General features: G+C 66.5%; 14 protein-coding genes and 1 pseudogene. 6 read left to right on the top strand and 9 right to left on the bottom strand.

Annotated features, from left to right (window positions below):
* The first annotated feature begins 136 nt into the window (after positions 1-136).
* Positions 137-2,557 (top strand): hypothetical protein, encoded by a 2,421-nt coding sequence (locus V2S05_RS01250; RefSeq protein ID WP_413633458.1) that lies wholly within the window; start codon positions 137-139, stop codon positions 2,555-2,557.
* Between the two features lie 271 nt (positions 2,558-2,828).
* On the opposite strand, the gene V2S05_RS01245 is transcribed toward V2S05_RS01250, so the two are convergent.
* Positions 2,829-4,796: a DUF6541 family protein gene (locus V2S05_RS01245; protein ID WP_413633456.1), complete on the bottom strand. Its 1,968-nt coding sequence runs from the start codon at positions 4,794-4,796 to the stop codon at positions 2,829-2,831.
* 497 nt (positions 4,797-5,293) lie between these two features.
* Here V2S05_RS01245 and V2S05_RS01240 point away from each other — a divergent pair.
* The 3 genes and pseudogenes from V2S05_RS01240 (at position 5,294) to V2S05_RS01230 (ending at position 8,252) form a co-directional block, all read left to right on the top strand.
* A pseudogene (locus V2S05_RS01240) lies at positions 5,294-6,500 on the top strand (IS110 family transposase).
* 158 nt (positions 6,501-6,658) lie between these two features.
* Entirely contained in the window at positions 6,659-7,528 is an 870-nt protein-coding gene (locus V2S05_RS01235; RefSeq protein ID WP_413633455.1) for an ABC transporter permease, read from the top strand.
* A gap of 22 nt (positions 7,529-7,550) precedes the next feature.
* Complete coding sequence (locus tag V2S05_RS01230; protein ID WP_413633454.1) at positions 7,551-8,252, top strand: ABC transporter ATP-binding protein; 702 nt, start codon at positions 7,551-7,553, stop codon at positions 8,250-8,252.
* Between the two features lie 14 nt (positions 8,253-8,266).
* Here the strand turns inward: V2S05_RS01230 and V2S05_RS01225 are convergent, their stop codons facing one another.
* On the bottom strand, positions 8,267-9,334 hold the full coding sequence (locus tag V2S05_RS01225; protein WP_413633453.1) for a glycosyltransferase: 1,068 nt from the start codon (positions 9,332-9,334) through the stop codon (positions 8,267-8,269).
* A gap of 140 nt (positions 9,335-9,474) precedes the next feature.
* On the opposite strand from V2S05_RS01225, the gene V2S05_RS01220 reads away from it, so the two are divergent.
* Both V2S05_RS01220 and V2S05_RS01215 read left to right on the top strand, forming a co-directional pair.
* On the top strand, positions 9,475-11,250 hold the full coding sequence (locus V2S05_RS01220; protein ID WP_413633451.1) for a DUF4012 domain-containing protein: 1,776 nt from the start codon (positions 9,475-9,477) through the stop codon (positions 11,248-11,250).
* A 142-nt stretch (positions 11,251-11,392) separates the two neighbouring features.
* Complete coding sequence (locus tag V2S05_RS01215; protein ID WP_413633450.1) at positions 11,393-11,980, top strand: hypothetical protein; 588 nt, start codon at positions 11,393-11,395, stop codon at positions 11,978-11,980.
* Between the two features lie 43 nt (positions 11,981-12,023).
* Here V2S05_RS01215 and V2S05_RS01210 read toward each other — a convergent pair whose 3' ends face one another.
* The 7 genes from V2S05_RS01210 to V2S05_RS01180 form a co-directional block, all read right to left on the bottom strand.
* Positions 12,024-13,655 (bottom strand): RecQ family ATP-dependent DNA helicase, encoded by a 1,632-nt coding sequence (locus tag V2S05_RS01210; RefSeq protein WP_413633449.1) that lies wholly within the window; start codon positions 13,653-13,655, stop codon positions 12,024-12,026.
* A 251-nt stretch (positions 13,656-13,906) separates the two neighbouring features.
* Complete coding sequence (locus V2S05_RS01205) at positions 13,907-15,379, bottom strand: LCP family protein (RefSeq protein ID WP_413633448.1); 1,473 nt, start codon at positions 15,377-15,379, stop codon at positions 13,907-13,909.
* Entirely contained in the window at positions 15,376-15,843 is a 468-nt protein-coding gene (gene purE / locus V2S05_RS01200; protein ID WP_413635195.1) for a 5-(carboxyamino)imidazole ribonucleotide mutase, read from the bottom strand. Before purE ends, V2S05_RS01205 begins: the two co-directional genes overlap by 4 nt.
* A gap of 101 nt (positions 15,844-15,944) precedes the next feature.
* Complete coding sequence (locus V2S05_RS01195; RefSeq protein WP_413633447.1) at positions 15,945-17,066, bottom strand: 5-(carboxyamino)imidazole ribonucleotide synthase; 1,122 nt, start codon at positions 17,064-17,066, stop codon at positions 15,945-15,947.
* Between the two features lie 63 nt (positions 17,067-17,129).
* Entirely contained in the window at positions 17,130-17,675 is a 546-nt protein-coding gene (locus V2S05_RS01190) for a PH domain-containing protein (RefSeq protein WP_413633445.1), read from the bottom strand.
* Between the two features lie 57 nt (positions 17,676-17,732).
* Positions 17,733-18,491: a biotin--[acetyl-CoA-carboxylase] ligase gene (locus tag V2S05_RS01185; RefSeq protein WP_413633443.1), complete on the bottom strand. Its 759-nt coding sequence runs from the start codon at positions 18,489-18,491 to the stop codon at positions 17,733-17,735.
* The gene (locus tag V2S05_RS01180; RefSeq protein WP_413633442.1) at positions 18,491-19,771 is read right to left on the bottom strand and encodes a CDP-glycerol glycerophosphotransferase family protein; all 1,281 of its coding nucleotides are present in this window, start codon (positions 19,769-19,771) and stop codon (positions 18,491-18,493) included. The genes V2S05_RS01185 and V2S05_RS01180 overlap by 1 nt, the downstream gene beginning before the upstream one ends.
* Positions 19,772-19,796: the final 25 nt, after the last annotated feature.

Below are 19,796 nucleotides of genomic sequence, written 5' to 3'. Positions count from 1 at the left end.
AAGTCTAAAGGGTAGGTTTCCAGCGTCACCGACCGCCCGCAGGCGCAGCCGAGGACGATCGCTGACTGCAACTCGAACATCGCTGGTAAATTGAACCACAGTGGCATCAGGCCAATTTGTTCGACAGAATGACCATGTGTCCCTATTGAAAAGTGAACGCAGCCGTAAGCACGTCGCTGTCTTCGCTCTGCTCGCCCTGATCATCGGAGTTCTGCCCTCCGCTGTCCTCGCTCCGCCCGCCGAGGGCGCCCAAGCCAGCACCGTCAGCGCAACGACTCCGTCAAACGCACGGCCCGCCGCAAACTTGGCGAACTTCAACCCGGGGCACATCGTCTCAGACGCCGTGTTCTTCAACTCGCAGACTATGAACGCGACTCAGATCGACACGTTCCTGCGCTCGAAAGTGTCTACGTGTCAGTCAGGCTATACCTGTCTGAAGGACTACCGGCAGAACACACCCAACCGTCCCTCGGATCAGTACTGCGCAGGCTACACCGGAGCCCCGAATGAGTCGGCCGCGACGATCATTTCCAAAGTAGCGAGATCCTGCGGTATCAACCCGCAGGTATTCATCGTCATGTTGCAAAAGGAACAGGGCCTTGTGACGCACACCTGGCCGAGCGACTGGCGGTACTCCGCAGCTCTGGGTCAGGGATGTCCCGACACGGCTCCATGCGACCCGCAGTTCGCAGGCTTCTTCTACCAGATCTACGGCGCAGGACGCCAGATGAAGATCTACACGGAGGGCCGGTGGTTCACCTACTATGCCCCCGGCAAGACCTGGAACATCCTCTACCACCCCAACAGCGCCTGTGGTCGCGGCCCTGTCAGCATCAAGAATCGCGCCACATCCGCGCTCTATTACTACACGCCGTACCAGCCCAACGCCGCAGCGCTGCGCGCAGGTTACGGGGAGGGCGACGGATGCTCCGCGTACGGTAACCGCAACTTCTACAACTACTTCTCCGATTGGTTCGGCGATCCAACCCGAGACGCCGCGGCCGGCCCGTCATTGATTCGGGCAACCGACGGCGCGGCCATCTACCTCGCCGTGAGCGGCATCCGATACCACGTTCAGACGGCTGATGACCTCAACACACTCACTGCCAAATTCGGACCGTTTGCCATAGTCGCACCATCGCTCGTGGCTGGGCTCTCTGACGGCGGCCCGGTCAGTCGATCAGTACGTGACCCAAGGGATGGCGTCGTCTATTTCTTGGAACCCGACGGTTCAAAGCACAGATTTCCGACCGTGGAGGTCGTGTCTGCCTATGGATACGACGTCACGGCCGCAGCGAACATGCCGCCCGCAGTTCTCGATGCTTTCTCGACAGGGCCCGAGGTTGGAACCGTTTTTCGCCCTGCGGATTCTCCGCATGTGTTCGTTAAATCCGACAAGGTGCGTCGCCATGTTTACGACCAAACAGCCCTGAGCAGCGTGCTCGCCGATCAGAAGACGTACGTCGCGACGACTTCAGCGGGAGCGATGCTGGCTCTGCCTCAGGGTAACGAGTTCTTCGGAAATCGGCGGCTGATCCGTGCCTCGACCTCTCCCGCGACCTACTTCACAACACCAGGCACGCTTGTGCATGTTCCAAGCTTGGAGCTCGCGTCTGCTTTCGGTGCATCGTCAACGGTCACTGAAGTTGCCGCTGCATCGATCAGTGGCTATCCCGTTGCGAAGGACATGCTCCGTCCTGCGGTGGCCTGCGATGGGGAAGTGCGTGTGCTTGACGGAACCGACTTCCGTCGAGTGAATGACAGTTCCGCAATCGTGTCCACCAAACTCTCGGCTGGCGACTGCGCCGCCCTTCCCGCACCGAGCGGTTCGACCATCGACAAGGCCTTCGTCAAGTCTTCTGGGGCCGCCGCCGTTTACACCTTCGACGGTTCCACCGTCCGTCACGTCATCTCGTACAACGACCTCTTGGCCCTCAACGGAGAGCGAGCATCGATCTCCACGGTCAGCTGGTCCGAGTTCGCGATGAATGCATATGGCGTGGGCAAGCCGCTACTCGCACGAGACGGCGCGGTGATCTCCTTCACCGGCTCCCCTGAGGTCTACGTGTTGAAGGACGGCTCGCTTCGCTGGGCGACGACCTGGGCCAGTCTGGTCGCGCTCGCAGGCGCAGCGCCGCAAGTTGATATGCGCGCACCCGAGCAACGCGCACTCTTCACGATCGGGAAACCCTACCTTGCTGAGCGTTCTTACGTGCGGTTTGGGAGCGCGTCCGAGATCTACCTGATGAGAGATGGGGCCCTGAGTTACATCCCCACGTGGGACACGTTGCTCGGATCGAACAACGGCAAGGTTCCCGCCGTGGAAACCCTAGCTCCGTCGTTGCGTGGACAGATTCCGGAGGCGAAGGCTTTCGTTCTCGCAGGCACCTTCGTGAGATTCGGCGATGCACCCGAGATCTACCTGATGGAGGATGGAGATCTTCATCACATCCAAACTTACGAAGCGCTGATAAGACACGGCAAAGGCGACGTCCCCCCGATCATCTCCATACCTGGGTCCGCCAAAGACTTTACAATCGGTGTTCCTTACCCTTGAGCCTCTTTTGACGGCGGCCTAACGGCCTACGACAGGGGCCCACCAGTACGCCAGTCAACGGAAGCGCTCACGAGACGAGTCGTGTTATGACCTCGGGGATGACACCGCGCTGGTCCCAAAGGTGTCGCCGCGATCCATCTAATCCGCTCGCCTCACTCAATCACGCCGCCTGTTCGACGCTCATTTACTGCCACGGGTTGAGAACCACAGCCGTGGACGCGTCGCGGTCCGGAAAGCGACTCGAGTTCGCGAATCTGAACCGTTCAGTCATCTACCACAGTCCGCATCCGACAATCTCGTAAAGGCCGACCCCACCGGAAGTCACTACAGGCCTCACCACGTCGGCGGCCTCCACCCCGCGGAAGCCCGCGAATTGTCCCTCCGCCCACTCGCCAATATGAAGAGTGTCGTCGAAGTCGAGATACCAACGAATGTGATGATCCCGAACGGCCCTGCACACCGTGGGATCTGTCGCGGCCTCTCGAAGTCTGAGCGAGACAGGCTTATAGGCGTCCGGCGTAGCGCTCAGAGTGTGATATTGAGTGACATGCCTGTCCTCCAGCCCATACGCGAGCGAAGATCCGTCCCAAGGATTCACAGCGATCATCTCGTCCGGCGCGACCACTTCTGCCAACTTGTCGAGCACACGAGTCTCATCAACGGTGAGGAGCAATGAGTCCTCCGTAACCTGAAATTCTCGCGCAGTCGCGGCAACGGTTCCCCTCATGGTGGGACCAACGGCGACGCAGATCGCGACCAAAGTAACCCCGACGAACACTAGTCTGCGAGATGACCGATCGCTCAATCGCGGCATGCGACCGCGAACCCATCTGGCGGCCTTCTGTGCCAGGAAGGATGCACCCGCGCTGGCGAGCAGCACCACTGGCACGGAGGTGAGTGCCGCTAAACGGAAGCTGTCGTTGTACCACGAGCCGGTCAGCGCCGACCTCAACAATCCGGGCGAGAGGCTTGCCGAGACCACCCACAGCACGCCGGTGATCAACCAGGTCGCGGTCAGCCAGCGCAATCGCGGGTTGCGGGCGCTCAGGACCGCTCCGGTGCATACAAGGAGCGTGATCACAAGATCCGCAATGTTCCCGTTGAAAGAGTTGGTGATGAACTCCCCCGAGGCCTGCCCGCTAGGTAGCTTCGGCGGCCAAACGCTGGCGCTTGCCGGCGGGCGCACGAGGACCCAAATCCCGAGTATCGCCACCACGACCGCCGTGAATGCGCACAGTCGAGCGCGCAGATGGTCTTGGCGCTGGCGCAACACGTTCCATGCGGACGCAAGTGTGACCGGGCCGATGAGTACGGCCAAGCTGGTTACAGAATTGGGGTGCGCAAGACAGAGGGAGATGCCAGCGAGTACGACCGGGACAAACAACGACAAGAGCCCCCGCAGCTCCTCTCGCGCGACTACTCTCATTCCGCACAGCACAAGGGCGGTCGCTGCCGGGAGAACGGCATACCCGAGAAGGTTGGGGTATAGGATCCCCCACTTGAGCATCAGCGTGGGGAAGCCAACGACAACTCCACTGAACGCGCCGGTCGCGAACGTGAAGAGGACGCTTTGAGGTCGGATGATCCGCGCCAACTCCACCATTGAAAGTGGCCATGCGATCGCACATACTGCAAAGGTCACAGCGTTCGTCGCGCCGGGGACAGTTGCGCCCGTCGAGAGAAAAACCAATGAGACAAGGTCATGCCAAGCGCCCGGGTAAAAGCTCAACCCGTCAGACCCCGAGACGATCCGGTTGAGCGTCAAACTGGAACCTGAACCGGTCTCAGCAATCTGACGCACAGCGTTTAGATGAAATATATTGTCGTAGCTCTGCGAGATAGCATCTGGTTTTCCTAGGATGAGCACAAGCTGCGTTGTAATCACCGCGGCGCCAACGGAGGCCCCGATAACTCCGGCGATCAGGGAGCGCGCTTGACGAGCAGACCGGAATATCACCGGTTGAGAGTTCCGGGACGATCGGGGAATCAACCATCTCAAAATGACGACCGCAACTATCGCCATGGCGAGGAACACGGCATAGTTTCCGATGTTCCACCTCAGATGCACAACGTCAAGCACAATCGCTCCGACGCTGACCAAACCCACCGAGAACAGCGGCCCTAAGAGCAAAGCATGAGGGTACGCAATTCGCAGCGCGAGGGCAAAGCAAAAGCCCGGAACGAACACCAGCACGACAGCTAGCGCCACCGCGGGAATGAAACTGAGCCACTCAGACAAGCAGCTTCCCCTCTCGCACATAGGGAGAACGTTGAGACGTCGGCCATCGCATTCGATGCACTCCGGACACGAAGTTGCCCACGTTAACCCTAGCCGCCTCCTCCGTGAACTCTGGGCGTGCCCTGCGGGGGGCTTTCCTCGCGCGCCCCGCTTCGGGGCGGCCGACAGCGGCATTCGGCTTTAGTGTCTCATCGCATAGTCCGTCCGCAGTCAGGCACGCGACGACGACAGTGGAGCTACCATGCCTCGCCCCGTTACTTTCTTCGTGACCCGTCGAGCGAGCATGCTGGGCGGTGACGGCCTGCCGGGCCCGGCATGATTGCTGCCCTCTGTCCTTGATGATCCGGGGGTGTTGTCACCGGACCTGGTTGGCGGTGTGTGATCGCTGATAGGGGCTGGACCCGAGCATGCTCGAGGCCGTTCGTAACGTGGATGCCTAGACGCACCGCCTGGTGGACGCCGTCGCAAGGGAAGCGGAGGACACAGTGGTCACCAGCATCGACAGATACGACGACGTCGACGTATTCATCGGTCTCGACGTCGGCAAGGACGAGCACCACGCCGTCGCCCTCGACCGGACCGAGAAACGGCTGTTCGACAAGGCGCTCCCGAACGACGAGTCACGGCTGCGAGCAGTCCTCGACCAGCTCGCAGGGCACGGGCTGGTTCTCCTCGTCGTTGACCAGCCGGCGACTATCGGGGCGTTGGCGGTCGCAGTCGCCCAGGCCTGCGGAGCTTTGGTCAGTTACCTACCGGGGCTGGCGATGCGGCGCATTGCAGACCTGCACCCGGGCGAGGCGAAGACCCACGCACGAGACGCGGCGATCATCGCCGAAACGGCCCGCACGATGCCACACACGCTACGGTCGATCCAAGTCTCCGACGAACAGGTCGCAGAGCTCAGCATGCTTTGCGGCTTCGACGATGGCCTTGCCGGCCAGATCACCCAGGTATCCAACCGGATCAGAGGTCTGCTCACACAGATCCACCCCGCGCTGGAGCGGGTGCTCGGGCCGCGGCTGGACCATTCCGCGATCCTGGACCTGCTGCAGCATTACCCCTCGCCAGCCGCGATGAGAGCGGTCGGCGAGAAGCGACTCGGGAACAGGCTGCTGCGAAACGCACCCCGCAAGGGCCGCATTTGGGCGGCAGAGGTCATGGCCGCGGCTGGACCAGCAGACCGTTGTGGTCACCGGCACTAACGCCGCAGCCCCTGTCCTCCCACGACTCGCGGAGCAGCTCGCCGCGCTGCGGCGGCAACGGGATGAGATCGCCACCGAGGTCGAGAAGATCGTCGATGCTCACCCTCTTCAGTCGGTCCTGACAAGCATGCCCGGAGTCGGCGTCAGGACCGCGGCCCGGCTCCTCACCGAAGTTACCACCAAGACCTTCCCGACCGCAGGGCACCTCGCTGCCTACGCCGGCCTCGCACCCGTCACCAGGAGATCGGGCAGCTCTATCCGCGGCGAGCATCCTTCCCGAAGGGGCAATAAGGTTCTGAAGCGGACCATGTTTCTATCCGCGTTCGCGGCCCTCTGCGACCCTGAGTCTCGGGTCTACTACGACCGCAAGATCGCCCAAGGAAAACGCCACAACCAAGCGCTCATCACTCTCGCCCGGCGCCGCTCCGACGTCCTCTTCGCGATGCTCCGCGACCGCACCCTCTATCAGTTACGCATCACTGGACCTGTCCTCGCCGCTTGACAGACGATATAGCCCCCCCCCGATAGCGACCGCCGCCAGGCACGAAGTTGGCGACCGCCGACTCGACGACGTTCCCATTGATGAGCGAATGCGTCTGACAACCTATGATTGGGGAGGCGTTCACCCGAGAAGGACGCCCCATTCAGATGAGGAGTACTGTGTCGCAATCAGCTGCGCCGTCGGAGCTGAGGTTGGCCGCACCTGGGGCGAGCAATGGACTGCTCGATGTCTTCCGCCGCCGCTACCTCCTCAGCCTCATCGTCCGTAAGGAAGTCGGGATCCGGTACCGAGGCTCGGTTCTCGGATGGCTGTGGTCGTACGTCAAACCGTTGATCCAGTTCCTCGTCTTCTACTTCGCGCTCGGCGTGTTCTTGCGACTCAACGACAGCATCGAGTACTACCCGCTCTACCTGCTCTCCGGTATCACTGCCGTGACGTTCTTCAACGAGTCGTTCGCGAACGCCACGAGATCGTTGGTGGAGAACGCCGCGTTGATCAAGAAGATCTACTTCCCGCGGCAGATGTTCCCGGTGGCCAGCACACTGGTCGCTGCTGTCAACACCCTGCCGCAGATTGTCGTAGTCGTCGTCATCGCGCTGTTATTCGGCTGGGCGCCGACGGCGCTCAGCATCGCGGCTCTCCTCCTCGGTCTGGTCATCATCGCGCTCCTCGCAACGGGGCTCGGCCTTCTTTTCGGAGCTATCAACGTCACCTTCCGAGATGCGCAGAGCTTCGTAGAGATCATCGTGATGATCTCTGTGTGGGCTTCGCCCGTGATGTATCAGTGGCAGATGGTCTCGTCGAAGGTGCCCGCGTGGCTCTTCCAGGTGTATGCCCTCAATCCGATCACCACCGCCGTGGAGCTGTTCCACTACGGGATCTGGCACGCCCTCCGTCCGGGTGGCGCGGAGGTCTTGCCCTCGCTCTGGCCGCACGCAGCTGTTGCTCTAACGGTTTCCATCGTCGTTCTGATCGTCGGCGAGATCGTGTTCCGCCGCTTGGAGGGTCGCTTTGCCCAGGATCTTTGAACCGTCCAGCCCGCGGGTCCTCGTGGAAGGCGTTCATAAACACTTCAAACTCCGCCACACCCACTCCATCAAGGAGACGTTCGTCGCGGCCATGCGGCGCAAGTCGCTGAGTTCCGAATTTAAGGCTCTCGACGGAGTGTCATTCGAGATTGCCGAGGGCGAAGCAGTGGCGTTGCTGGGGTTCAACGGCTCTGGTAAGTCGACGATGCTCAAGCTCATCTCGGGCGTTCTGCGACCCGACGAAGGTCGGATTCTCGCGCGCGGCCGGATCGCTGGCTTGATCGAGGTCGGCGCGGGCTTCCACCCCGACCTGTCCGGCCGAGAGAACATCTTCCTCAACGCGGCAATCCTCGGAATGAGCCGGAAGGAGACGGAAGACCACTTCGACGACATCGTCGCCTTCAGCGAGATCGAGCAGTTCATCGACACCGAGGTCAAGCACTACTCATCGGGGATGTTCCTGCGTCTGGCCTTCTCGGTGGCGATCCACACTGAGGTGGATATCCTCCTGATCGACGAGATCCTCTCGGTCGGCGATGAGCCGTTCCAGCAGAAGTGCCTAGCGCGGATTCGACAACTGCACGCCGCTGGTAAGACGCTAGTGGTCGTAAGCCACGACTTGAACATGGTCTCGGACCTCTGCGAACGTGGCATTCTCCTTCGCGACGGCAAGGTCAAGTTCGACGGGCCGAGTAAGCAAGCCGTCGAGGTCATGCGCGCCTGAGGCGAGGCCGACTATCAGAGTTCTGCGTGCAGAGCCCACACGCGCTCGGCTGAGCTCGCCCACGAGAAGGCGCGAGCTCGGTCAGCGCCGAGCACCTGCAACCGCCGGCGCCCGGAGCCCAGGGCATCGACGAGCGCCTCGTCGAGCTGACCCGAGGGGACGACCGTGCCCCCGTCGGCGATCACGTCGCTGTGCACTCCCGAGTCCACCGCGACGACCGGCACGCCCAGCTCCATCGCTTCGATGAGCCTCCACGGCCAGGCCATCGCGGCCGAGGTCGCCACCATGGCGCCGGCCGCAGCGAGCACTGCGGCCCGCGAGGAGTCATCGAGTCCATCAAGCAGATGCATCCGTTCTGCAGGCAGTCCCGCCGACGTGGCGAGTTCGATCAACGCGGCACCAGTACCGTCCCGCGCATCCAGCACGACTGCATCCATGTCCGCACTCGCGGCAGCGCGGAACCCGTCCGCGTACGACTCGCCATCACCCGTGACCGCGACGTAGCGCTCGGGCAGCCGCATGTCCTCGCGCAACCGCGACGCATCGGCGGGTTCGCGAAACCCCGCCGGAGCGGCACCGGCGATCACCCGGATGCGATCGCCAAGAGGAGTGATCTCGGCCAGCCGCTCTGCCATCGCATGCGACGGCACGACCACCGCATCCGCGTGCTTGACCGCTCTCTTCAGCATGGCGCGCTGCCATGCGACGCTCGTCTTCGGCAGAGCATCCGGGTTCTCCCACGCGCACAGATCCCACAGCGTGACAGTTGTCTGGTCGTTGTCGTGCACCCGATCGTGACGCACCAGGGGTGCGAGCAGCGTCGGCGAGTGGATTAGCCCGCCCCCGACCCCGGCGGCGATCCCCATCTGCCAGGCGGCGGCCAGCTCACGCCGCGCGAGCGGCAGGGTACGCAGGTCGTGGAGACCGGCGACTGACGCCTCGGCGCCGTTCGGCACGATCCCCGAGACGACGCAGCCGCGAGGCGCCGTGTTGACCAGCCCCTCGGTCAGGCCGAGCGCAGCGCGCGCCAGATCGGCGTCGACACTGATCTGGTCGACGACCACACGCAACTGCACAGTCATGATTTCAGCCTATGGCGGCTCCCTGGGCGTTACCGGCGCACCGCCGCCACGCCCTCGACCGAGACTGGTGGATTCCCTCTCCAGCCGTCGGCGCGCACGCGCTTATCGCCAAGGTTCTGGCGGCGTGCTTGAATGCTCCCGTGAGCGACAACTCCGCACCTCGAACCGGTCGCCGACCCCGTCGCCCGGTCATCTGGGCGGCTGTTGTCGTGGCTGCCATCCTGTTGCTCGCCGCCGCCTGGGTGCTCGCCCGGGGCGCGGTGGCGGCGGGAGAACTGCAGAAGCTCGAGAAGACGGCATCCGGGCTGCGCGCGGCAGTCGCGTCGGGTGATCTCGACCGGGCAGCGCGCGATGCCCGGACGCTCTCCGAGCACGCACGCTCTGCCCGGGATCTGACCGGCGATCCGATCTGGCGCGCCTTCGAGATCGTCCCCTGGGCCGGGTCGAATCTCACTGCGGTGCGTGAGGCGTCCCAGATCGCCGCCGACATCGCCGACGGCGCGCTCCCGCCCCTCCTCACCGCGGCGAAGAGCATCGATCCGGCTCGGTTCACCATCACGGAAGGGAGGATCGACCTGGCACTGTTCGCCGAAGCGCAGGAACCTCTCGCCCAGGCCACCGACGTCCTGACAGCAGCGGCAGCACACGCGGACCGCATCGATGGCGAGGTGACGATCCCCCCTATCGCCGAGGCGGTCGACCAGCTGCGCGCAGTCGTCCACGAGTCTCTCGACATCGTCGAGGCCGCGCACTCGTCCGCCGTTCTGATCCCACCCATGCTGGGCATCGACGCTCCTCGCACTTACGTGGTGGCCATGCTGAACAACGCCGAGCTGCGCTCTGCCGGTGGCATCGCCGGCGCGTTCGCTCTCGTCCGCGCCGAGCACGGGGCGCTCAGTATCGTCGGTCAGGCATCGACGAGCGACTTTCCCCCACTCGAAACGCCGCTGCAGTTGAGCCCGGCGACGGTGGCGCTCTTCGATGATCGGCCCGGCCGGCACATCCAGAATCTGCCCAGCATCCCGGACTTCGGCGAGGCCGCACCGGCGATGGCGTCGCGCTGGCAGGAGAGGTTCGGCGACCAGATCGACGGCGTGATCGCGATCGATGCCGTCGTCGCCCGTCACCTGCTCGCGGCGACCGGCCCGCAGACGGTCGGCCCGTTCACGATCGACGCCGACAACGTGCTGACCGTGCTGCTGTCGGAGGTCTATCGCCGATACTCCGACCCTCGGGAGCAGGATGCGGTGTTCGCCCAGACGGCCGCGGTGCTATTCGACGCCGCTGTGCACGCCGACGATCCTGCTGCACTGGTCAAGGCGCTCGGCGCCTCGGTCACCGAGGGTCGCATCCGCATCTGGAGCGCCCACGACTCCGAAGAGCGGATCCTGGCGGCATCCGCTGTGGGCGGCGGCATCCCCTCCGACTCGCCGGAGGCGCCGGTGGTCGGCGTGCTGCTCAACGACACGAGCGGCAGCAAGATGGACGTGTACGCGCATGCCGCGATATCGACCCGTGCCGGCGTCTGCGATGGTGTGCCGACCACGCGCGTCGAGGTGACCTGGTCGAACGAAGTTCCTGCAGACATCGTCCCCACACTGCCGCCCTACGTCTCCGCCTACGGGTGGTTCGGAGTTACCCCCGGCGACACTCGCACACTCATCGCGGTGTACGGACCGGCCGGTGCCGCCGTCGCTCGATACGACCGCGATGGCGCGCAGGAACCGGTGCAGACCGCGCAGCTCGACGGTCGGGTGGTGGTGCAGCACAGCGTGACCCTGTCGCCCGGTGCCTCTTCCACGATCACCGTCGACTTCATCGGCGAAGGAGCCGGCGAAGCCGGCACCGTCGTGCAGCACACCCCCATGGCGACCGATGTCGAGGTCTCAGCCGCGCCGCTCCGCTGCGGTTCGTGACTTTCGACCCCGCTCGGGGTACCGTCGTATCACTGGGGAATGCCGAGCCGGACATTTCGCCGTGGGGGCGAAAGGGGTTCGACGCGTTCGACGGCTGGGGAGCCGATCGTCGCGATTCCGCATGAGTCCACTGGGGAGAATCATGCTGAAGAATAAGGTGGCGGCCATCGGCATTGTCGTGGCTGCTCTCACGCTGTCGTTTCCGTCGGTCGCCTCGGCCGAGACGGATTCGTACGCAGGCAATCCATCGGTGCGCGTGCAGGATGCGGCGATCAAGTCGTGTCAGCGATCGCAGCTGCTGTTCGACGCCGGATACTTCTCACCGGGGTCACCGGTGGCGGTCGACGTCGCCGGGCCTGCAGCCGAGCGCGTATCCACGTCGGGTGACACCGCGGCCGCTGACGGAAGCCTCGTCTTCTCGTTCCAGCCTGTGATGGGACAGGCTGGCGTCTACACGGTGACGTTCACGGGCGCCGCCCCGGCCGCTCAGGCCGTCCGCGCTGCGGCCGCGACGCGCACGTACAGCGCTGTGATCAGTGTGACCAGCGACGGAAGCTGCCGTGCACCGGCTGCGACGGCGTCGACGCGCACGGCCGGAGCGGAGGCCGGACCAGCCCTCGCCGCGACGGGCGGGTCTGTCTCGCCGTGGATGCTGGGCGGTGGCGCGCTCGCTCTTCTCGCGGGCGGCACACTGGTGGGCGTCAACGCATCCCGTCGACGCCGGGGATGACATCTGCTGGGCTGGACGCCACAGGTCTCCGGCCCAGCACCGCTCACCGTCGCGCGGCGAGGCGCAGCAGGTCATGCTGCTCGATGAGCTCGAGCGACAGCACGCGGTAGCCCTCGCTGTCGAAGAACACCGTCATCCTGTCGTCGTCCACACTCATCACCGTTCCCGCGCCCCACTCGGCGTGCGTGACGGCATCGTCCACACGGAAGCCTTCGGCGCGCTCTTCGACAGCGGAACCCTCCCCGTCGTCGACGACTCCCGCAGCGCACGTGTCGCAGTTGCCGCACGGGTCGTCGAGCTCGTCACCGAAGTAGCCGAGCAGCACCTGACGGCGGCACCGGCGCGTCTCGGCGTACGAGCGCATCATCTCGATCCGTGACTGATCGATGCGCTCGCGCTCCTCGACCCGCTCGAGCGCGTCCGAGACGGCTGCCGCCGCGTCGTGGCTGAGCAGCGTGGCTCCGCTTCGGCCGATGCGCACGTGCCCGGTGTCAGACAGCAGGGCAAGCAGCGCGGTCACGCGTCGGGCTGAGAAACCGGATGCCTCCGCCAGCTGTGCACGTTTGCGAGAGCCGCCCTCGAGGGCGTGCAGCAGTCGGCGGATCTCGCCGCCGGCGGGCTTGCGCCCCGCGAAGTACCTGCGCAGCGCGAGATCCTCGGGTCGGAAGTGCAGAGTCGCCTGAGCGGGTTCGCCGTCCCGGCCGGCGCGGCCCACCTCCTGGTAGTACGCGTCGACCGACTCCGGCGCGTCGGCGTGCACCACGAACCGCACGTTGGGCTTGTCGATGCCCATCCCGAAAGCCGACGTCGCGACCACGACATCCAGCCGGTCATCGAGCAGATCCTCGTGCACCTGCGCCCGCGATTTCGCCGGCATACCCGCGTGATAGGCGGCCGCGCGCAGACCGCGCTCCTGCAGCTGCTGCGCGTACTGCTCGGTGTCGCGTCGCGTTGCGGTGTAGACCAGGCCCGGCTTCGGCAGCTCGACGACCTCGTCCACCACCGCGGCTCGCTTGTCGGCATCGCGGGTGTGCCGCCGCACCGTCAGCGTGATCTCGGGCCGGTCGAGCTCGCCGATGCTCTCGAACGGATCGCGCAGACCGAGCCGCCGCGAGATCTCGGCTCGCACCGGCGTCGAAGCCGTCGCGGTCAGTGCCATGATCGGCGGACGCCCGAGGCGTTCCGCCACGGCGCCGAGCATCAGGTAGTCGGGCCGGAAGTCGTGGCCCCACGAGGCGATGCAGTGCGCTTCGTCGACGACGAGCAGAGAGACGTCGAGCTCGGCGAGGGCGGTCAGCACCTCCTCTTTCGCCAGCTGCTCGGGTGCGAGCAGCACGAACTCGGCTCGTCCCGAGCGCAGCATCCGCCACGCCTCGCGCGTGCGGCGCGCCCCACCGGTGGAGTTCAGCGCGACTGCGGCCGGCGCGCCGGGTGCGCTCTCGATGCCGACCAGCTGATCCTCCTGCAGTGCGATCAGCGGTGAAACGACCACCGTCACGCCCTCGCGCAGAGTCGCGGCGATCTGGTACATCACCGACTTGCCGTACCCGGTCGCGAGCACCCCCAGCACGTCGCGGCCGGCCACGGACGCCTCGATCGCGTCGCGCTGCGCGGGCTTGAGCTGGTCGATTCCGAAGGATTCGCGGGCGACGCGATCGATGTCGTCTGGGATCACCCGCTCATTCGATCGCAGGAGGCCGGTCGACGCGACAGGGTTGCGTGAGGAGGCGATACGGCATAAGCGCTTCGACAGGCTCAGGGGGCCCAGCGCTGGGGTAGGCATTTCGACGGCTCAGGGACCCAAGACGGGTCAGCGCCCAGGCAGGCTCGGTGGCGGCCCCTTCGGCAGGCTCGGTGGCGGCCCCTTCGACAGGCGCAGGGGCCCAAGACGGGACAGGGCTCAAGGAGGTGCAGGAGCCCAGACCCTCAGGGGCTGGGGGTCGGCGTGGGAGTCGGCGGGTGCAGCGCGGCGTCGACCATCTCGCGGATCAGCGTGTAATCCGGCTCGGCCTCCTCGATGCCGTTGTCGGGCGTCAGCTCGATCTGCGCGACCGGCTGGTCCTTGGCCTTCTTGACGAGATCGAAGAACTCGGGCAGCTTGCTCGTGGGCAGATCGGTCTGAACGAGCTCTGTGCCGGCCGCGGCGATCTCGTTGAATCGCATCAGAACGGTCTGCGGGGTGAACTGCTGCAGGATCGCCACCTGCAGCTCACGCTGCCGCCTCATCCGATCGAAATCGCTCGTCGTGTACCGCGACCGGGCATACCACTGCGCGGTGTCACCGTCCATGTGCTGGGGTCCCGGCTCGATCCATCCGGTTGCCCACTCCGCGGCCGGCTGCCCCGGGTATGCCGGCCCACCGCCCTCTGGCAGGCGCTCCACGACCGTCACGTCCACCCCGCCGAGCGCGTCGATGAGCGCGGCGAACGCGTGCATGTCGACGAAGACGTAGTACGGGATCTCGATCCCGAGGATCCCCTCGGCGGCGTCCTTCGTCGCCTCGATCGCCGGCGTCGAATCGCGGGCCGCGGCGTCGGGGTAGATCGAGTCTCCGCGATCTTTCCGGCATTCCTCCACCGCATTGGTGAGCTGGTTGATGCCGGCCCCCCAGCCGCACTGGCGGTCGTCGTGCCCCTCGAAGTAGTTGCGGTAGTCGTAGCCGACGAGCTCGGGATCGCGCATCGGGCTGTCGTCCGCGAACGGGAACTCCCTCATGTCGCGGGGAATGCCCGTGATCGTCACCGCGCCGGTCGAGGCGTTCACCGACACGACGGAGATGCTGTCGAACCGCATCGAATCGCGCCCGTCACCGCTGTCGGCGCCGAGCAGCAGGATGTTGTAGTACCCGTCGCTGGGCGGCAGGCTCGGACCGCTCTGCCCGAAGATGTTGCCGATCGCTCCGCGGCTGGATGCCGCCACGGTCGACCCGTAGATCGCAGACGAAGCGGCGAGCGCGAGCACCAGCACGGATGCCACCGCCATCGTCCATCGTGAGATGACCGGCACACGCACCAGACGCACCAGACGCAGGGTGTCGATGGTCAGCACGACCCACAGGATCGCGTATCCGATCAGCAGCACCTGCACGAGCGTGAGCAGGAACCAAGACAGCGGCCCGGTGACGAACCACACCAGCGCGTCCTGCGCGAACAATCCCATTCCCGCGCCGACGATGAGCAGGAACCACCCCAGCAGGGTGGCCCCGAGCCCGAAGCGCCCCAGACGCCGGTTGCCGGCGAGCACCTGCGCCGAGCCCGGCACGAGCACGTTCAGCGCCACGAGCCACCATCCCCGGCGGCTCATGACCGCCCGGTCCGACACGTCGGGGTGCCGCAGCGGACGGGTCTCGATGAGCGGCCGCCCGCCTCGCGCCGGGGCGTGCGGAGCGGCCAAGGTCACAGCGAGTCCTTCAGCCGCTGGTTCTTCTGCTCGACCTGCTGCTCGAGGTCGCGCGCGTACGCCTCGACGCGGTCGGCGATCGCGGCGTCGGAGGTGCCGAGGATGCGGGCGGCGAGGATGCCGGCGTTGCGGGCTCCGCCGATCGACACGGTCGCCACCGGGATGCCGGCGGGCATCTGCACGATCGACAGCAGCGAGTCCATGCCGTCGAGGTAGGCGAGCGGCACGGGGACGCCGACGACGGGCACGGCGGTGACCGAGGCGAGCATGCCGGGCAGGTGCGCTGCTCCCCCGGCGCCGGCGATGATCGCCCGAATGCCGCGGCTGCGCGCCTCGCGCCCGTAGCTCATCAGCTTGTCGGGCGTGCGGTGCGCCGAGACGACCTCGACCTCGTGCGGGATGCCGAAGTCGGTGAGGGCCTGGGAGGCGTCGCTCATCACTCGCCAGTCGGAGTCGGATCCCATGACGACCCCGACCAGGGGCGTGCTCGAGGAGTGCAGTGGCTCAGTCACCATGACAGGCTACGGTGCACCGCTGGGAGAACGTCGCAGCGGCACGCACGTGCTCAGACGAACAGGGCGGCAGCGGCGCGGGCGGTGTAGACGACCTCGTCGAGGTCGTCGCCCGAGACGTTCACATGCCCCACCTTGCGGCCCGGTCGGGGCGCCTTGCCGTAGGTGTGGATCTTCGCCTCGGGGTACTCCTCCATCGCGGGTGCGAAACGGTCGGCGAGCGTGCCCTCGGCGGGTCCGCCGAGGATGTTGATCATCACGGTCCACGGCTCGCGCGGCTCGGTGCGGCCGAGCGGCAGGTCGGCGACCGCGCGCAGGTGCTGCTCGAACTGCCCCGTGATCGCGCCGTCCTGGCTCCAGTGCCCGCTGTTGTGCGGACGCATCGCGAGCTCGTTCACGAGGATGCGATCGTCGTCGGTCTCGAACAGCTCGACGGCGAGCATGCCCGTCACGCCGATCCCCTCGGCGATCCGGCGCCCGATCTGCTCGGCGAGATCGACGACGCGCTCGGTGGTGCCCGGCGCGGGCGCGATGACCTCGGCGCACACGCCGTCGCGCTGCACGGTCTCGACGACCGGGTACGCTGCCATCACGCCGCCGGGGCGGCGGGCGATCTGCTGGGCGAGCTCGCGGCGGAACGCGACCAGCTCCTCTGCGAGCAGGGCCTCGCCGTCGGCGGAGGCGAACCAGTCGTCTGCCTCGGAGCCCGAGCGCACGACGCGCACGCCCTTCCCGTCGTAGCCGCCGCGGGGCGTCTTCACGACCGCTCCCCCGCCGTGCTCGTCGATGAACCGCTGCAGCTCGTCGGCGTCGTGCACCGGCGCCCAGTCGGGCTGAGGCACGTCGAGCTCGGCGAGACGAGCGCGCATGACGAGTTTGTCCTGCGCGAACTGCAGAGCGTGCGGCCCCGGGTGCACCTGCGTTCCGTCGGCGACGAGCGCGCGCAGCACCTCCTGCGGGACGTGCTCGTGATCGAAGGTGATGACGTCGACGTCGCGGGCGAACGCGCGCACCGTCTCGAGGTCGCGGTAGTCGCCGACGGCGGTCGCGGCCAGCTGCGCCGACATCCCCTCGTCCTCGGCGAGCACCCGGATGTCGAGTCCGATCTCGACCGCCGGAGCGATCATCATCCGAGCCAGCTGTCCTCCGCCGATCACACCCACGCGCACGGTCATGCAGCGCCCCTTTCGTCGCCTCCATTCTCGCGCACTCCGTCGCGGGCGGAAGACGATCGGCCCTCAGTACCCCCGGCTCGCGGTCTGCGCGTCGCGGTGAGCGAGGATCTGATTGACCTCGACCTGATCGGCGAGCACCTCGTGCACGAGGCTGGCCATGGGCACGTTCACCAGCCGCACCGGCTCGTCGGAGCCGTTGCTCAGCGTGATCGTCGCCGCTCCCCACATCCGCTGCAGCGGCCCCCGACGGATGCTGATCGAATAGCCCCGCATGTGCGACAGCTCCCGGCGGCGCCGTGAGCCGAGCCCGTCGCGGACGATGACCCGCCGGGTGGTGATCGTGAAGGTGCGCGAGATCCAGAACAGGAACGGCATCACCACGAGCAGCAGCACGACGATGCCCGCCGCGGCGAGCAGCATCCAGTTCTCGTACGGATCGGGCAGGTTGTCGTAGAAGTAGGCGGTGGCACCGGCGGTGGCGATCAGCAGCGCCGCCGACCAGAAGAGCCGGCGGGCATGGCTGCGCAGACGCGCGACGAGCAGCTCTTCGGCGGGCGCGCCCGGCGGCGGCATGTTCGGCCGGCCGCCGAGGGTCACGGGCTGGGTCACCCCTCCATTGTGCCTGCGGCGGCTGCGGGGCGCGGAAGGCCCGCCGGGCGCGTCGGCTCAGGCGAGCCGGGCGTGCACGACATCACCGGATGCCACGGCGCGCTCGGCGCCGTCGGCTTCGACCACCAGGCATCCGTCGTCGTGCAGACGCACGGCGCGGCCGTGCAGCGTCTCGCCGTGCGGCATCGTCACCTCGACGTCGCGGCCGAGGCTGAGACAGCGCCTCTCGGCCGCGGCGTGCAGCCCGGACGCGACAGGCCCGACGCGGGTCAGCTCGGCGACCAAGTCGCGAAGGCCGGTGAGGTAGTCCGAAAGCAGGCGATCGATGTCGGCAGACGCGCCCAGCGCCGCGAACGACGTGGCCGTGGGCACCGGCAGCTCATCGACCGTCATCGCGGTGTTCACCCCGCTGCCCATGATCACGCCGTCCGGCGTGACCTCGGCGAGTATGCCGCAGATCTTGCGGCCGCCGACGAGCACGTCGTTGGGCCACTTGAACCCCACATCGTGCGCGGACAGCTGCGCGGCCACGGCATCCGTCATCGCGACTCCCGCAGCGAGCGGAAGCCAGCCCCACGCGTCGACGTCGGCGGGCAGATCGCGCAGCAGCACCGAGACGGCGAGCGCGGAGCCCGCAGGTGTGGTCCACGTGCGATCCAGCCGGCCCCGGCCGGCGGTCTGCGAGTCGGTCACGAGCGCCGCGAGATGTCCGAGCCGCTCGCCGGCGAGCCGCGCGCGCAGCTCGGCGTTGGTCGAGCCGCACGAGTCGAGCACGATGAGCGGGTCGGCGACGGCTCGGCTGTGCGCAAGCCGCATCAGTCGTCGTCCTCGTCGGCTCCGTCGCCGCCGTCCTGGTCGGATGCCCGGGCTCCGGCATCCCTGGCATGCCACTCGTCCCACTTCTGCATGAGCTGCTCGATCGCGCCGTGGAACTTCGCGGTGGCAGCTCCGGGGGCGGTGTCGCCGAAGTAGTGCTGCACCCAGGTGCGCAGCCGCGCGACCGCCTCGCCGTCGGCGGCGACCCGCTCGACCTCCGCCACGATGCGCGCAGCGCCATCGACGGTGAGCCACTCGCAGGCCGACAGGTATCCGGTCGTGTCGATGGATGCCCGCTCGTCGGACGGACGCGTGATCAGCAGCGGCTTGCCGGCGGCGAGCCGGTCATAGACCATCGCGGATATGTCGACGACGGCGACGTCGGCCGCGGCCAGCTGCCAGCCGAGCTCGGGGCCGTCGTCGTAGACGTGCTGCGCGCGGGGGTCGGCGGCGTTGGCCTGGTCGATCGCGGTGAGGATGCGGCGGTGCGCCGCGTCGTACTCGTCGTTCACGACGCCGCTGCGCGGATGCGGACGGTAGATCACCCGGTGGCGCCCGGTGGCGAGCAGCCCGGTGACCAGGGTCTCGCCGTGCGATGCGATCGAGCCGTAATGCGCCGACGGACGATCGCCCTCCCAGGTCGGGGCGTAGAGCACGACCATGCGCTCATCGGGGGTGTACGGCAGAGTGCCCGAGTAGTGGTCGGCCTGGGGCCGGCCGATCTCGATCGTGCGCGTGTCGAGGTCGTAGTCCCACAGCGTGCGACTGAGCCGATCGCGAGCGGCCTGACCCGCGATCAGCGCGTAGTCGTACGCCTTGTACTGATTGGTGGTCATGTACATCTTGTCGGACTCGCCGTGGTTGATGAACACGTGCCAGCGGCGACCGTAGCGGAACATCTGGAAGTTGCGGGTGTTCTGGTTGACGTAGAGCACGATGCGGATGTCCTGCTCGGCGATGAACCGCTCGAGATCACGTACGGTCGGCACGAAGGCGACCGGAGGGGCGTCCTCCTCGATCAGCCGCTCCGCGCCGGTGGCGCTGCGGGAGAGCACGACGACGGGCCACCGCTTCGCCAGCTCGGCGAGCGGCCGGTACCACTGGCGCATCTGATACATGTTGACGGCGCCGTCGGCGAAGTACACCGCGATGCGGTAGTGCCCCTGCGGGTGCGGGCCCTGCGCGGCGAGGCGGCGTCGCACCCGCTGCACGGCCGCGCGCGAGACGAGCGCCTTCTTCAGCAGTCGATACGCCTTCTTCCCGTCTGAGACCACACCCATCCCTCCAGGATACCGGGCGGTCGTG

It is taken from the genome of Microbacterium sp. OR16 (genome assembly GCF_047306725.1).
Taxonomy (GTDB): domain Bacteria; phylum Actinomycetota; class Actinomycetes; order Actinomycetales; family Microbacteriaceae; genus Microbacterium.
This window is presented reverse-complemented; position numbering and strand designations above follow the sequence as displayed.